At 58.9% G+C, this 15751-nt stretch carries 13 protein-coding genes; 8 read left to right on the top strand and 5 right to left on the bottom strand.

Annotation, left to right across the window (positions count from 1 at the left end):
* The first annotated feature begins 167 nt into the window (after nucleotides 1-167).
* Together hemB and ppk1 are read left to right on the top strand one after the other, a co-directional pair.
* The gene (gene hemB, locus AC1DRJ_RS00160; protein ID WP_477800249.1) at nucleotides 168-1181 is read left to right on the top strand and encodes a porphobilinogen synthase; all 1014 of its coding nucleotides are present in this window, start codon (nucleotides 168-170) and stop codon (nucleotides 1179-1181) included.
* An 18-nt stretch (nucleotides 1182-1199) separates the two neighbouring features.
* The gene (gene ppk1 / locus AC1DRJ_RS00155) at nucleotides 1200-3425 is read left to right on the top strand and encodes a polyphosphate kinase 1 (protein ID WP_477800248.1); all 2226 of its coding nucleotides are present in this window, start codon (nucleotides 1200-1202) and stop codon (nucleotides 3423-3425) included.
* Nucleotides 3426-3500: 75 nt separating this feature from the next.
* Here the strand turns inward: ppk1 and ppx are convergent, their stop codons facing one another.
* The 5 genes from ppx to AC1DRJ_RS00130 form a co-directional block, all read right to left on the bottom strand.
* On the bottom strand, nucleotides 3501-5003 hold the full coding sequence (ppx, locus tag AC1DRJ_RS00150) for an exopolyphosphatase (protein WP_477800247.1): 1503 nt from the start codon (nucleotides 5001-5003) through the stop codon (nucleotides 3501-3503).
* A 182-nt stretch (nucleotides 5004-5185) separates the two neighbouring features.
* On the bottom strand, nucleotides 5186-5917 hold the full coding sequence (locus AC1DRJ_RS00145) for an amino acid ABC transporter ATP-binding protein (protein WP_477800246.1): 732 nt from the start codon (nucleotides 5915-5917) through the stop codon (nucleotides 5186-5188).
* On the bottom strand, nucleotides 5904-6554 hold the full coding sequence (locus tag AC1DRJ_RS00140) for an amino acid ABC transporter permease (protein ID WP_477800245.1): 651 nt from the start codon (nucleotides 6552-6554) through the stop codon (nucleotides 5904-5906). The genes AC1DRJ_RS00145 and AC1DRJ_RS00140 overlap by 14 nt, the downstream gene beginning before the upstream one ends.
* A complete protein-coding gene (locus AC1DRJ_RS00135; RefSeq protein WP_477800244.1) occupies nucleotides 6551-7219 on the bottom strand; it encodes an amino acid ABC transporter permease in 669 nt (222 codons plus the stop codon). Before AC1DRJ_RS00135 ends, AC1DRJ_RS00140 begins: the two co-directional genes overlap by 4 nt.
* A gap of 21 nt (nucleotides 7220-7240) precedes the next feature.
* Entirely contained in the window at nucleotides 7241-8026 is a 786-nt protein-coding gene (locus tag AC1DRJ_RS00130) for a transporter substrate-binding domain-containing protein (protein ID WP_477800243.1), read from the bottom strand.
* A 257-nt stretch (nucleotides 8027-8283) separates the two neighbouring features.
* Between AC1DRJ_RS00130 and AC1DRJ_RS00125 the strand changes: the two genes are divergently transcribed.
* The 6 genes from AC1DRJ_RS00125 (at nucleotide 8284) to AC1DRJ_RS00100 (ending at nucleotide 15600) form a co-directional block, all read left to right on the top strand.
* The gene (locus AC1DRJ_RS00125) at nucleotides 8284-8991 is read left to right on the top strand and encodes a FadR/GntR family transcriptional regulator (protein WP_477800242.1); all 708 of its coding nucleotides are present in this window, start codon (nucleotides 8284-8286) and stop codon (nucleotides 8989-8991) included.
* A gap of 120 nt (nucleotides 8992-9111) precedes the next feature.
* Complete coding sequence (gene trxA / locus AC1DRJ_RS00120; RefSeq protein ID WP_008150340.1) at nucleotides 9112-9441, top strand: thioredoxin TrxA; 330 nt, start codon at nucleotides 9112-9114, stop codon at nucleotides 9439-9441.
* A 247-nt stretch (nucleotides 9442-9688) separates the two neighbouring features.
* Nucleotides 9689-10948: a transcription termination factor Rho gene (rho, locus tag AC1DRJ_RS00115; protein ID WP_007942421.1), complete on the top strand. Its 1260-nt coding sequence runs from the start codon at nucleotides 9689-9691 to the stop codon at nucleotides 10946-10948.
* Between the two features lie 144 nt (nucleotides 10949-11092).
* Nucleotides 11093-13096, top strand: coding sequence for an acyltransferase family protein (locus AC1DRJ_RS00110; RefSeq protein WP_477800241.1), 2004 nt, complete (start codon nucleotides 11093-11095; stop codon nucleotides 13094-13096).
* Between the two features lie 69 nt (nucleotides 13097-13165).
* Nucleotides 13166-14632, top strand: a complete 1467-nt coding sequence (gene ubiD / locus AC1DRJ_RS00105; RefSeq protein WP_007942423.1) for a 4-hydroxy-3-polyprenylbenzoate decarboxylase — start codon at nucleotides 13166-13168, stop codon at nucleotides 14630-14632.
* Nucleotides 14632-15600 carry a CDP-6-deoxy-delta-3,4-glucoseen reductase gene (locus AC1DRJ_RS00100; RefSeq protein ID WP_477800240.1) on the top strand — a complete coding sequence of 323 codons (969 nt, stop codon included), beginning with the start codon at nucleotides 14632-14634 and terminating at the stop codon, nucleotides 15598-15600. The genes ubiD and AC1DRJ_RS00100 overlap by 1 nt, the downstream gene beginning before the upstream one ends.
* Nucleotides 15601-15751 lie beyond the last annotated feature (151 nt).

The raw sequence follows: 15751 nt of genomic DNA, 5'->3' as shown, positions 1-15751 counted from the left end.
CGTGAACATTCATGAAAGTGTCCAAATGTGTCTCGACGTGAACATTTCCTACAAGGACAATGGAATATGACTACCTGTCACAGGGTGCACATAACTGTAATGCGTTAGTCATAATGATCGCTTATAACTGTCACGCTCGCCCGTCAGCGCGAGCTCAGGAGTCTGCCGTGAGCTTTACCCCCGCCAATCGTCTGTTTCCAGCCACCCGCCTGCGCCGCAACCGTCGTGATGAGTTTTCACGTCGACTGGTCCGTGAAAATGTTTTGAGCGTCGATGACCTGATCCTGCCGGTGTTCGTACTGGACGGTGAATACCGTCGCGAGGCGGTGGCCTCGATGCCGGGCGTCGAACGCCTGACCATCGATTTGTTGCTGGAAGAAGCCGCGAAGTGGGTCGAACTGGGGATTCCGGCGTTGGCACTGTTCCCGGTCACGCCACCTGAGCTCAAGACCCTGGACGCCGCCGAAGCCTGGAACCCCAACGGTATTGCCCAGCGCGCTACCCGCGCTCTACGGGCGCAGTTCCCTGAGCTGGGGGTCATTACCGACGTTGCCCTGGACCCGTTTACCACCCACGGTCAGGACGGCATCATCGACGAAGAAGGCTACGTGCAGAACGACATTACCGTCGATGCGCTGGTCAGGCAGGCCCTGTCCCACGCCGAAGCCGGCGCGCAGGTGGTGGCCCCTTCCGACATGATGGACGGTCGCATCCAGGCCATCCGCGAAGCCCTGGAGCTGGCCGATCACGTCAACGTGCGCATCATGGCCTATTCGGCAAAATACGCCAGCGCCTACTATGGTCCGTTCCGCGACGCGGTCGGTTCGGCGTTGAATCTGGGCAAGGCCAACAAGGCCAGTTATCAGATGGACCCGGCCAACAGCAACGAAGCCCTGCACGAAGTGGCGGCAGACTTGTCAGAAGGCGCGGACATGGTCATGGTCAAGCCAGGCATGCCGTATCTGGACATCCTTTACAGGGTCAAAGAAGAATTCAAAGTGCCGACGTTTGTTTATCAAGTCAGCGGCGAATACGCCATGCACATGGCGGCGATCCAGAATGGCTGGTTGAGCGAAGGGGTTATCCTCGAATCCTTGACCGCTTTTAAACGAGCAGGCGCCGATGGCATCCTGACTTACTTTGCCGTCCGTGCCGCTCAATTGTTACGAGAGCAAAAATAGCCCTCACAGGAACATTCCATGAATACCGAAGGACTCACTGAAGTTGCTGTAAAAGAGGCTCAACCTGTGGTCGAGCAAATCGCAGAAACTCCGCCGGAGCTGGAGCCCGCTCCACCCGCGGTGGTGGTGGCCGAAACCGTGGCGCCGGCGCCGGCGATTGCCATTCCCGGACTGGATGACAGCAGCCTGTACATCCATCGCGAGCTCTCGCAACTGCAGTTCAACATCCGCGTGCTGGAACAGGCGCTCGATGAATCCTACCCCTTGTTGGAGCGGCTGAAGTTTCTGCTGATCTTCTCCAGCAACCTGGACGAGTTCTTCGAAATTCGTGTGGCCGGCTTGAAGAAGCAGATCACGTTCGCTCGTGAACAAGCCGGCGCCGATGGTCTGCAGCCGCATCAAGCCCTGGCCCGCATCAGCGAACTGGTGCACGGTCATGTTGACCGCCAGTACGCGATCCTCAACGACATTCTGTTGCCGGAGCTGGAAAAACATCACGTCCGCTTCATCCGTCGCCGTCACTGGACCACCAAGCTCAAGACCTGGGTTCGCCGTTATTTCCGTGACGAGATCGCGCCGATCATCACCCCGATCGGTCTCGACCCGACGCACCCGTTCCCGTTGCTGGTGAACAAGAGTCTCAACTTCATCGTCGAGCTCGAAGGCATCGACGCTTTTGGTCGCGACTCCGGTCTGGCGATTATTCCGGCGCCGCGTTTACTGCCGCGAGTCATCAAGGTGCCGGAAGAAGTCGGCGGCGCCGGCGACAACTATGTGTTCCTGTCGTCGATGATTCACGCCCACGCCGATGACCTGTTCCAGGGCATGAAGGTCAAGGGCTGCTACCAGTTCCGCCTGACCCGTAACGCCGACCTGGCGCTGGATTCCGAGGATGTTGAAGACCTGGCCCGCGCGCTGCGTGGCGAACTGTTCTCGCGTCGTTACGGTGACGCGGTGCGTCTGGAAGTGGCTGACACCTGCCCGAAACACCTGTCCGACTACCTGCTCAAGCAATTCAACTTGAGCGAGTCCGAGCTGTATCAGGTCAACGGTCCGGTGAACCTGACACGTCTGTTCAGCATTACCGGCCTGGATAGCCAGCGCGAGTTGCAATACCTGCCGTTCACACCGCAGATCCCGAAACTGCTGCAAAACAGCGAGAATATTTTCAGTGTGATCAGCAAGCAGGACATTCTGCTGCTGCACCCGTTCGAATCGTTTACCCCGGTGGTCGACCTGCTGCGTCAGGCTGCCAAGGACCCGCACGTGTTGGCGGTACGTCAGACCCTGTACCGGTCGGGTGCCAACTCGGAAATCGTCGATGCGCTGGTGGATGCGGCACGTAACGGCAAAGAGGTCACGGCAGTGATCGAATTGCGGGCACGGTTCGACGAAGAATCCAACCTGCAACTGGCCAGCCGCCTGCAAGCGGCCGGTGCGGTGGTGATTTACGGCGTGGTCGGTTTCAAGACCCACGCCAAGATGATGCTGATTCTGCGTCGCGAGGCGGGCGAAATCGTTCGTTATGCGCACTTGGGCACGGGCAACTATCACGCCGGCAACGCGCGCCTCTATACCGACTACAGCCTGCTGACCTCCGACGATGCCTTGTGCGAAGACGTCGGCAAACTGTTCAGCCAGTTGATCGGCATGGGTAAAACCCTGCGCATGAAGAAGCTGCTGCATGCGCCGTTTACGCTGAAGAAGGGCATGCTCGACATGATTGCCCGGGAGACTCAGTTCGCCCTCGACGGCAAACCGGCGCACATCATTGCCAAGTTCAACTCGCTGACCGATCCGAAGATCATCCGTGCGCTGTACAAGGCCAGTCAGTCCGGGGTGCGTATCGACCTGGTAGTGCGCGGCATGTGCTGCCTGCGTCCGGGCATCGCCGGCGTTTCGCACAACATCCATGTGCGCTCGATCATCGGTCGCTTCCTGGAGCACACCCGGGTCTTTTACTTCCTCAATGGCGGCGACGAACAGATGTTCCTCTCCAGTGCTGACTGGATGGAGCGCAACCTCGACAAGCGCGTCGAGACCTGCTTCCCGGTGGAAGGCCGCAAGCTGATTGTGCGGGTCAAAAAAGAGCTGGAGTTGTACCTCAGCGATAACACGCACAGCTGGAGCTTGCAGTCGGACGGTCGTTACGTGCGTAACACGCCGACTGGCAACCAGAACCCGCGCAGTGCGCAGGCCACGTTGCTGGAGCGTTTGGGCAGCCCGATCCTGACGGTGCGATAAGACGCAAAACCTGTGGGCGTTGTTTGCTGAATCGCGAGCATAAAAAAGGCCTTCCGAAGAAGGCCTTTTTCAGTTTCAGCGAGCGTTCAGGACAATGTCGACGCGGGTGAGCCATTCGGCTTCGATGGCGAAGTCGGCCTGGGTCAATTGGTTGTCGTCCAGCCATTTATCCGGGAAAAGCACTTCCAGGCTGTTGCCATTGGCACGCAGTTCGACCTGAGGCATTTGCTGGGTACCGCGGATGTGATGGAACAGGATCGCAAAGCGCAGCAATACGCACAGGCGAATCAGCTTGGTGCCGTCATCGCCGAAATCGGCGAATTTGTCCTTGGGAATGTTGCGTCGGTGTCCACGTACCAGCAAGGCCAGCATTAGCTGGTCCTCGCGGGAGAACCCGGCCAGGTCCGAATGCTCGATCAGGTAGGCGCCATGCTTGTGGTACTGATAGTGCGCGATGTCCAGGCCCACTTCGTGGACCTTGGCGGCCCAGCCGAGCAGTTCACGCCAGACGCCGTCATCCAGATCCCAGTCCTTGGCGACTTGATCGAAGGCATGCAGTGCCTTGCGTTCAACTCGCACCGCTTGTTCCTGATCGACGTGATAACGCTCCATCAACGAGCTGAGCGTGCGCTCACGGACGTCYTCGTGATGATGRCGRCCCAGCAGGTCGTAGAGCACGCCTTCACGCAAGGCGCCATCGCAGTGATCCATGCGCTTGAGTTCRAGGGCGTCGAARATCGCYTCKAGRATCGCCAGRCCYGCCGGRAAAATSGCCCGGCGGTCGGGYTTRATRCCGTCGAAGTCGATTTTCTCGACGTCGCCGAGCTTGATCAGYTTGCGTTTGAGCCAGGCCAGGCCYTCGGCATTCACCTCGCCMGTGCCGTGMCCGCCRGCYTTCAGYGCCARGCCRATGGCRCGGATGGTGCCYGAGGAGCCGATGGCTTCATCCCAGGTCAGGCGGTGCAGGGCRTGYTCRATGCTCATGATCTCCAGCCGYGCCGCGGTGTACGCCTGGGCGTAGCGGGCCGGGGTGATCTTGCCRTCCTTGAAATAACGCTGGGTGTAGCTGACGCAGCCCATTTGCAGGCTTTCGCGCAGCAGCGGCTCRAAGCGCTGACCAATGATGAATTCGGTACTGCCGCCGCCAATGTCGGCCACCAGGCGTTTGCCCGGGGTGTCGGCGAGGGTGTGGGACACGCCGAGRTAGATCAGGCGCGCTTCTTCACGRCCGGAGATGACTTCTACCGGGTGGCCGAGGATKTCTTCGGCGCGRCGGATGAATTCGGCGCGGTTWCGRGCCTCACGCAGGGCGTTGGTGCCGACGATRCGYACGGCGCCTGTRGGCATACCGTTGATCAGTTGGGCAAAACGCTTGAGGCAGTCGAGCCCGCGTTGCATGGATTCTTCGCTGAGATGGCGCTSTTCGTCGATGCCGGCGGCCAGCTGAACCTTCTCCCCGAGACGCTCGAGAATGCGGATCTCGCCGTTCTGGGCCTTGGCCACGACCATGTGRAAGCTGTTGGAGCCYAGGTCKATTGCGGCGATCAGGGACAGATTCTTGGCTTGGGATWGCGGCATGGTCAGGGGGTCTCGGTCGATAACYTCRACATCSTGCCACGATCAMAGGCTGSCGCCAACGCGCAGTGTTCAAAGCTGATCGTTCCCACGCTTTGCGTGGGAATGCAGCCCGGGACGCTCTGCGTCCCAAAAGCGGACGCGGAGCGTCCGTTGAGGCATTCCCACGCGGAGCATGGGAACGATCATGCCTCGACGGAGCCAATGAAATTCGCCAGCTCGGCGGTCTGCGGATTGGCGAACAGCACTTTTGGATCTCCCACCTCATGCACCTTGCCCTGATGCATGAACACCAACTTATCCCCAACCTCCCGGGCAAAGCGCATTTCATGGGTGACCATGATCAGCGTCATCCCGTCCCTGGCCAGTTGCCGAACCACACTCAGCACTTCATTGACCAGCTCAGGGTCCAGCGCCGAGGTGATCTCATCGCACAGCAACACCTTGGGCGACATCGCCAGCGCCCGGGCAATGGCCACGCGCTGTTGTTGACCGCCGGACAGCCGGTCGGGGAAGGCGTCAAACTTTTCCCCCAGCCCGACGCGTTCCAGCATCTCCCGCGCCAGTTCGGCCGCTTTGGCTTTCGGTACTTTCTGCACCACTTGCGGCGCGAGCATGACGTTCTCGCCAACGGTCAGGTGCGGGAACAGGTTGAACTGCTGGAACACCATGCCGACTTTCTGCCGCAGGCTGCGCAAGTCCGCGCGGGCGGCGTCAAGGTATTCGCCGTCGACTTCGATCACGCCGTCGTTGATCGACTCCAGGCCGTTCAGCGTGCGCAATAACGTGGATTTTCCCGAGCCGCTACGGCCGATGATCGCCACCACCTGGCCTTCCTCGACGCTAAGGTCGATGCCTTTGAGTACATGGTGATCGCCGTAATATTTATGCAGGGCGGAAATTCTAAGCAGAGGCATGCAGTCTCCTTTCCAGGTAGCGCGCGCTGAGGGACAAGGGGTAGCAGAGCAGGAAGTAACCGAGGGCAACCAAGCCATACACCATGAAGGGTTCGAAGGTGGCGTTGGCAAGCATGCCGCCGGTTTTGGTCAGTTCGGTGAAACCGATGATGGAGGTCACGGCGGTGCCTTTTACCACTTGCACCGAGAAGCCCACGGTCGGCGCCACGGCAATTCGCAGTGCTTGCGGCAGGATCACGTAACGCAGTTGCTCCAGTGGATTGAGCGCCAGGCTTGATGAGGCTTCCCACTGGCCATTGGGAATCGATTCGACGCAGCCGCGCCAGATCTCCGCCAGATACGCACTGGTGAACAGCGTCAAGGCCACCGCAGCGGCCATCCACGACGAAATGTCCACGCCGGCCAGCGCCACGCCGAAGAACACCAAAAATAGCTGCATCAACAGCGGCGTGCCCTGGAACAGTTCGATGTAAGTGCGAGCAAAGCTGCGCGGCAGGGACTTTTTCGAAATGCGCATGACCAGAATCAGCAAGCCGATCAACCCGCCGCCGATAAACGCCACCAGCGACAGCGCCAGGGTCCATTGCAGGCCGGTGAGCAAGTTGCGCACGACGTCCCAAAAGGTGAAATCGCTCATTGACTACTCCTGGCGATATAGCGGCGACCGATCCAATTCAGCAATTGGCGGATCAACAGCGCCATGCACAGGTAGAGCAGGGTGGTCAGGGCATAGGTTTCAAAGGCGCGGAAGTTGCGCGATTGAATGAAGTTGGCGGCGAAACTCAGTTCTTCGGTCGCGATCTGCGAGCAGACGGCCGAACCGAGCATGACGATGATGATCTGGCTGCTCAGCGCCGGCCACACCTTGCCTAGGGCCGGCAGCAGGACCACGTGGCGGAACGCTTCGAAGCGATTCATCGCCAAGGCGGCTGCGGCTTCAAGCTGCCCCCGGGGAATCGCCTGGATGCCGGCACGGATGATCTCGGTGGAATAAGCGCCGAGGTTGATCACCATCGCCAGCACGGCGGCCTGCCATTCTGAAATCTGTACGCCCAGGGATGGCAATCCGAAGAAGATGAAAAACAACTGCACCAGAAACGGTGTGTTGCGGATCAGCTCGACGTAAACCCCGAAAATCGCCGAGAACGGGCGAATGTTCCACGCCCGCACCAGCGCCCCGACGATTCCAAGCCCCACGCCAAGCACGGCACCGACGGCCGTCAGCTCAAGGGTGAATAGCGCACCGCGCAGCAACAGGTCGGTGTTTTGTACCACCGGCAGAAAGTCGAACTGATAAGCCATGCTCAGTCTCCTTGGCGAAAATCAGAGATCGGCCGGCAGCGGTTCTTTGAGCCAGGTTTGGGAGTTTTTCTCCAGCGCGCCATCCGTCTTCGCGGTGGCGAGGATCTGGTTGACCTTGCCCAACAGCGCCGGCTCGTTCTTGTTCACGCCAACGTAGACCGGCGAATCCTTGAGCTTCACTTTCAGCGCGGGGACGCGTTTCGGGTTTTTCTCGCTGATCGCCACCATCACCACGTTGCCGCTGGCGATCAGGTCAACCTGGCCCGCGAGGTAGGCGGCAATGGTCGAGTTGTTGTCTTCGAAGCGCTTGATGGTCACGCCTTCGGGAGCCACTTTGGTCAGTTCGATGTCTTCGATGGCGCCACGGGTGACGCTGATGGTCTTGCCCTTGAGGTCGTCCAGGCTTTTGATGTCGGCGTCTGGCGGGCCAAACACCGCGAGGTAGAACGGTGCGTAGGCGCTGGAGAAGTCGATGACTTTCTCGCGCTCGGGGTTCTTGCCGAGGCTGGAGATCACCAGATCCACCTTGCCGGTGGTCAGGAAGGGAATGCGGTTGGTGCTGTTGACCGGGGTCAGTTCGAGGTTGACCTTGAGCTGCTCGGCCAGCAGCTTCGCGGTATCGATGTCCAGGCCACGCGGTTTCATGTCGGGGCCGACCGAGCCGAACGGCGGGAAGTCCTGCGGCACGGCGACTTTGAGAACGCCGCGTTTAACCACATCCTCCAGACCGTCGGCGTGGGCGGGCGCCTGGCTCAGCATCAGGCTGGCAAACAGGGCGGCAAGGAGGGCTCTGTAACGCTGGGTCATGGCAAAATCTCCGGATCGGCGAGAAGTAAATTCTGCGGATCGACAGAGCATGGGTCATGCCAAGAGTCGGTTTTGGGGGGCGCAGACCACGGGTTTACTGGCGTTGTTCGGTCTTACTGGTCTGAACAGTCAGGTCGTGTTTCGCACCCCGATAGCGCATCGCCGGAAACGACCGAACCCCCATGGGGCACGACTTGCCGGGCGTTGCGATTAGCTTTACAACTGATCGCTTATTGGCCTGGTTCGTATGAAAAACCATGAATTCGATCTCCCGCGCCGTTCCTGAAGTGGCCCTGCAAGCCATTCTTAAACTGATCACCGAGCAAGGATTCGGGTCGGGCGATGCCTTGCCCTCGCAACGGGACCTGGCGGTGCAGCTGGGGGTTAGTCGGGCGTCATTGCGTGAGGCGTTGTCGTCGCTGAGTGCGCTGGGTGTAATCAGTATCCAGCCTGGCAAAGGCGTATTCGTGCAGACGCCGGTGGACCTGCCGCGTGGCGAGCCCGCAGTGAGCTGGCCATTCGCGGCACACGCCTCGCCGCTGGATATCTTCCAGTTGCGTTATGCCCTGGAGGGTTTTGCCGCCGGTTTGGCGGCGGTGACCCTGAGCACTCAAGAGCTCGATGTGCTGGAAGACAACGTCGCAGCGATGCGCATCGAGTTGAAGGTCGGCGACTTCGAGGCGGCAGCGCGGCTGGATTTCGAGTTTCACCGACGCATCCTGCTGGCCAGTGGGAATCAGGCAATGCTGAGCATCCTGACCGCCAGCGCCGAGATCTTTCTGGAGAGCCAGAAGCTACCGTTCATCCGGTCTGAGCGGGCCATGGAAACCTGGCAGGAACACCGCAAAATCCTTCGTGCGCTGACCCGGCGGGCATCCGGCGCTGCGCAGAAAGCTATGCACGAACATGTACGAAACGCGGCAATGCGTACAGGAATTGCCTTCGTCGCTCCCGCCACCACCTGACTTGGGCTATACCCAAACTCATGGACCACCATAGCGAGACTCAATCATCTGCACCTTCCTGAACGAAGGAAGGGCGGCTATGATGGGCCACGTTTTTTTGCTTACAACCTGGAGACTTCCATGAGCAGCGATCTTATTAAACACGTCACCGACGCTAGCTTCGACGTCGACGTCCTCAAGGCCGAAGGCGCTGTACTGGTCGACTACTGGGCTGAATGGTGCGGCCCTTGCAAAATGATCGCTCCTGTTCTGGACGAAATTGCTGAAACCTACAAAGGCAAGCTGACCGTTGCCAAACTGAACATCGACGAAAACCAGGAAACCCCGGCCAAGCATGGCGTGCGTGGTATCCCGACGCTGATGCTGTTCAAGAACGGCAACGTTGAAGCGACCAAGGTCGGCGCACTGTCCAAGTCGCAGCTGGCTGCTTTCCTCGACGCCAACATCTAAGCGTTGATTCAAGCGTCATCAAAAAGGCCCCGCGCATTGCGGGGCCTTTTCGTTATTCAGGGCTAGACGCTCCGAAATTCAGGTGTTACATTCGGCCCCGCACTGGTTTCTCCATTGCCCCCTGCTAGCCGTCGCCGACGCACTCCTTTTCGAATAAGTACGCGATCCTGTCGCCTTCTCTGCGGCGCGGCCTCATTAAGCCAAAAGCTTAATTTCCCCCCTCCATAAATGATTACGTCATTCCTATATGAATCTGACTGAACTCAAGCAAAAGCCGATTACCGAACTGCTCGAATTGGCCGAACAGATGGGCATAGAAAATATGGCCCGTTCGCGCAAGCAGGACGTGATTTTCTCCCTGCTCAAAAAGCACGCTAAAAGCGGCGAGGAAATCTCCGGTGATGGCGTGCTGGAGATTCTCCAGGACGGCTTCGGCTTCCTGCGCTCCGCTGACGCTTCCTATCTGGCCGGCCCGGACGATATCTATGTCTCGCCAAGCCAGATCCGTCGCTTTAACTTGCGCACCGGTGACACCATCGTTGGCAAGATCCGCCCTCCAAAGGAAGGCGAGCGTTATTTCGCGCTGCTCAAGGTTGATACGATCAACTACGATCGTCCCGAGAACGCGAAAAACAAGATTCTCTTCGAGAACCTGACCCCGCTGTTCCCGACTGTGCGCATGAAGATGGAAGCCGGTAACGGTTCCACCGAAGACTTGACCGGTCGCGTCATCGACCTGTGCGCCCCGATCGGCAAAGGCCAGCGCGGTCTGATCGTTGCACCGCCGAAAGCCGGTAAGACCATCATGCTGCAGAACATTGCAGCGAACATCGCCCGTAACAATCCTGAAGTTCATCTGATCGTGCTGCTGATCGATGAACGTCCGGAAGAAGTAACCGAAATGCAGCGCACCGTGCGCGGCGAAGTGGTTGCCTCGACGTTCGACGAGCCGCCAACCCGCCACGTGCAGGTTGCCGAAATGGTGATCGAGAAGGCCAAGCGCCTGGTAGAACACAAGAAAGACGTGGTGATCCTGCTCGACTCCATCACCCGTCTTGCCCGTGCCTACAACACCGTGATCCCGAGCTCCGGCAAGGTACTGACCGGTGGTGTCGATGCGCACGCCCTGGAGAAACCGAAACGTTTCTTCGGCGCAGCGCGGAACATCGAAGAAGGCGGTTCGCTGACCATTATCGCCACCGCGCTGGTTGAAACCGGCTCGAAGATGGACGAAGTGATCTACGAAGAATTCAAAGGCACCGGCAACATGGAACTGCCTCTGGACCGTCGTATCGCTGAAAAACGCGTCTTCCCGGCCATCAACATCAACCGTTCCGGCACCCGCCGCGAAGAGTTGCTGACAGCCGACGACGAGTTGCAGCGCATGTGGATCCTGCGCAAGCTGCTGCACCCGATGGACGAGATCGCTGCCATCGAGTTCCTGGTCGACAAGCTGAAAACGACCAAGACCAACGACGAGTTCTTCTTGTCGATGAAGCGTAAGTAAGACGGTTTTAACCGCTAGAAAATGGCGTCCTTCGGGGCGCCATTTTTTTTGCAAAAAAAGGGAGGTTTTCGACTACGGTTTGTCAGTACAGAAGCGAATTGGGCATGCGACCCAAACAACTTCAACTGACTGGCATTCCTGTTTATGAGCACGCTTGCTTATCGAAGGGACATCGACGGCTTACGCGCAATCGCGGTGATTGCGGTGGTGTTGTTCCATTTTGGTGTTCCTGGCTTCACCGGCGGCTTCGTCGGCGTGGACATTTTTTTCGTGATTTCCGGCTTCCTGATCACCTCGATCATCTGGAATCAACGGCAGGCCGGGCATTTCAGCTTTGTCGATTTCTGGGCCCGCCGTGCCCGGCGGATTCTGCCAGCGCTGTTTGTGATGATTGTCGCTGTGTTGGTGGTGGGCTGGTTCCTGCTGGCGCCCGCAGATTACGAAGAGCTGGGCCGCTCGGTGCGCTATCAGGTGATGTTCGTTTCCAACATCCTGTTTATGCGTCAGGACGGCTATTTTGACGTCGCCTCCGATCTCAAGCCTTTGCTGCATACGTGGTCGCTGGCGGTTGAAGAACAGTTTTATATTGTCTTTCCGCTGCTGCTGACAGTGCCGTCGAGTCGCCTGAAACATTGGCGCYTGGCACTGTTTGGTGTGTTGCTGGTGTCATTCGGGCTCAGCGTCTGGGCCGTTGCTCACCACCCTGAAAAAGCCTTTTTTCTGTTACCGATGCGGGCCTGGGAGCTGTTGGCCGGCGCCATGCTGGCGATCGCGCCGCGAACTGGCTGGCGTCTGACACCCATTGCGGCGCAGCTGGTGAGCCTGACCGGAGCCGGACTGATTCTGACGGCCATGTTCTGCTATGACAAAAGCACGCCGTTCCCTGGTGTAGCCGCATTGCTGCCGACCCTGGGTGTGGTCGCGCTGATCCTGGCCAACGGCCATCGGCCAACCCTGGTCGGTCGCTTGCTGGCCAGCCGTGTGCTGGTCGGGCTCGGGTTGATTTCTTATTCTTGGTATCTGTGGCACTGGCCGGTCTTTGTATTCGCCAGTTATGCCAKCGTCGATGAGCTCGGCCCGTTCGATATCTCAGGATTGATACTGCTCAGCCTGGTGCTGGGTTACCTGTCTTGGCGATTCGTCGAGACGCCGTTGCGCGAGCGCCGGCTGTTGGCGGGGCGTAGGCAGATTCTGCTCGCGGCGGGGGTGGGTGTGTTGGTGTTGGGGCTGGCCGGCCAAGCGTTGCGCTGGACAGATGGTTTACCCTCGCGCCTGTCCGATCAAGCCTTGCAGTATGCCAAAGGGAAAGAGTGGCGCCCGGAACTGATGCGTTGCGTGGCCAATGATCAAACTCCGGACGACAAGCTCTTTTGTCATTACGGAATGCCAGTGCCGAACGTTTCAAAGGCGCTGGTCTGGGGCGATAGTCATGCCACGGCGTTGATTCCGGTATTCGACGACGGTGCGCAAAAGTACGGTGTCAGCGTGATACTGGCCAGTTCTACGGGCTGCATTCCGGTTGAAGGGCTGGAACACGATCCGCAGTGTGCGCGGTTCAATCGCCGGGTCGAGCAGGCCATGAAGACGCAGTCGGTGGGCGATGTGGTGTTGGTCGCGCACTGGAGCCTGTATCTCTATGGCGATGCGAACGGTGACCTTGGGCATGTGTTGCGCGATTCCCTTGGTCGTTATGACCGGGCGAACGCCGAGCAACAGCTGACCGAGGGATTACAGGCAACCGTCCGGCAACTGCGCGCCGGCGGCCATCGCGTCTGGCTGGTCAAGGAAGTGCCGCTGCAACCGTTCAGCCCACCTTACCGGCTCAGCCGCTTGGCGATGATGAATCGTCCAACCGATAACGTGGGACTGGCGGTGGCCGAACACTTCAAGCGCCAGGTCTTCATCACCCAGTTGTTCGCAGAAATTGCGACAGCCGATTCCGGGGTGACTGTTGTCGATCCGTCTCCGCTGCTGTGCGATGACGAAGGGCTTTGCCGCACCGAACTCGATGGTCATTCGATGTACGTCGACGACAATCACTTGTCCGAAGTCGGTGCTCGGTTCATCGCGCCGGTGCTTGAGCCATTGTTCGAGCGCTTGCACGCACGGGCAACTCTGGGCAATGGCGACCCAAATGCAGCCAGGTAAGCAGCGATAAGCTGCCAGCAGCCGGCAGAGCAGGTAGGATGTACGCCTATTTTAGGGGTGCCACCGTCAATGAAATTCAAGGATCTTCGGGATTTCGTGCAGCAGCTTGAGCAGCGCGGAGAGTTGAAACGCATCCAGATCCCCGTCTCTCCAGTTCTGGAGATGACCGAAGTCTGTGATCGCACTCTGCGGGCGAAAGGCCCGGCGCTGCTGTTCGAAAACCCTACCGGCTACGATATTCCGGTACTTGGCAACCTGTTCGGCACTCCCGAGCGGGTCGCTATGGGCATGGGCGCCGAGGCGGTCAGTGAACTGCGCGAAATCGGCAAGCTGCTGGCCTTTCTCAAAGAGCCCGAGCCTCCGAAGGGCTTGAAAGACGCTTGGTCGAAGTTACCGATTTTCCGCAAGATCATCGCCATGGCGCCGAAAGTCGTCAAAGACGCGGTGTGCCAGGAAGTAGTCATCGAAGGCGATGACGTCGATCTGGCGATGCTCCCCGTACAAACCTGCTGGCCGGGCGATGTCGGTCCGCTGATCACTTGGGGCCTGACCGTCACCAAGGGTCCGAACAAGGATCGCCAGAATCTCGGTATCTACCGCCAGCAAGTGATTGGCCGCAACAAGGTCATCATGCGCTGGTTGAGCCACCGTGGCGGCGCGCTGGATTATCGCGAGTGGTGCGAGAAGCACCCTGGCCAGCCATTCCCGGTGTCCGTGGCGTTGGGTGCTGACCCGGCGACCATTCTCGGTGCCGTAACGCCGGTACCGGACAGCCTCTCCGAATATGCGTTCGCCGGTCTGCTGCGCGGCAATCGCACCGAGTTGGTGAAATGCCGTGGCAATGACTTGCAAGTCCCTGCCACTGCCGAGATCATCCTTGAAGGCGTGATCCATCCGGGTGAAATGGCCGACGAAGGTCCGTATGGCGACCACACCGGTTACTACAACGAAGTCGATAGCTTCCCGGTGTTCACCGTCGAACGCATCACCCACCGGATCAAGCCGATCTACCATAGTACGTACACCGGTCGTCCGCCGGATGAGCCGGCGATTCTTGGCGTGGCGCTGAACGAAGTGTTTGTGCCGATCCTGCAGAAGCAGTTTCCGGAAATCACCGACTTCTACCTGCCGCCGGAAGGCTGTTCGTACCGCATGGCCATCGTGACCATGAAGAAGTCGTATCCGGGCCACGCCAAGCGGGTAATGCTCGGTGTCTGGTCGTTTTTGCGACAGTTCATGTACACCAAGTTCGTTATTGTCACTGATGACGACATCAACGCGCGGGACTGGAACGACGTGATCTGGGCCATCACCACGCGCATGGACCCCAAGCGCGACACGGTGATGATCGACAACACGCCGATCGACTACCTCGACTTCGCCTCGCCGGTGTCCGGCCTGGGGTCGAAAATGGGGCTCGATGCCACGCATAAATGGCCGGGCGAAACCACTCGCGAGTGGGGCCGGGTGATCGTCAAGGACGACGCCGTGACCCAACGGATCGATGCCATCTGGAATCAGTTAGGAATAGATTGATGCGTGTAACCTTGCAGCCCTCCGGAGCAGTGCTTGATATTCTGCCCGGCGAGCGGATTCTTGATGGTGCGCGGCGCCTGGGCTATGAATGCCCGCAAAGCTGCCGCAACGGCAATTGCCATGTGTGCGCGGCGTTGCTGGTGGAAGGGCGGGTCGAACAAGCCGGCAATGTGCGCGACCACGGCGAGTTCTACACTTGCATAGCAGAGCCGCTGGAAGACTGCATCGTGCTGTGGGATGGCGTGCTCGCGCTGGGAGAACTGCCGGTGCGCAGCGTGTCGTGTCAGGTCATTGAATGCAGGGACGTCGGCGGCGACACCTGGCGCGTGCGTCTGCGCGCGCCGGCCGGTAAAGCACCGCGTTATCACGCGGGCCAGTACCTGATGATCGAGCGTGAAAGCGGCGAAAAATCCGCATTCTCCCTGGCGTCGGCACCCCATGGCGGGCGTGATCTTGAAATTCATGTTTTGGCGCGCGAAAGCAGTGCGTTAAACCTGGTCAGCCAGCTTCAGCGCAATCCGATGGTGCGAGTCGAGCTGCCATTTGGCGATACGCATCTGGCGGAATTGCCAGACGGCCCGTTAGTGTTGATCGCCGCAGGCACCGGCATGGGCCAGATCCATAGCCTGATCGAGCACTGCCGCGCCACTGGCTTCAAATATCCGGTTCATTTGTACTGGGGCGTGCGTCGTCCTGAAGACTTTTACCAGATAGAGCATTGGGATGAATGGCTGAAACTGCCCAATCTGTTCCTGCACAAGGTCGTCAGTGATCAGTGCGGTTGGGGAGGGCGGTGCGGGATGTTGCACGAGGCGGTGTGTGAGGATTTCCCGGATCTGAAACCCTTGCATGTCTACGCCAGCGGCTCACCGGCCATGGTCTACGGCACGCTGGATGCGCTGGTGGAAGCGGGGATGGATGCGCATCAAATGCGCGCCGACGTGTTTGCGTACGCGCCTCGATCTTGATCCTCGATCTTGATCCGCAGTCTTATTCGATATAACTCATCATATAGCCGATCGGTATTTATAAAATTATATAAATGCCGGTAGGTTATATCTGGTTAAGGCAATCATTTAATAACCGTGCCATGGCATCTAAATTGCCTTAAAACTTATG

This window comes from Pseudomonas sp. P5_B2 (assembly GCF_056400445.1).
Note: the sequence above shows the minus strand (reverse complement) of the source record. Positions and strands in the feature narration are given on the sequence as shown.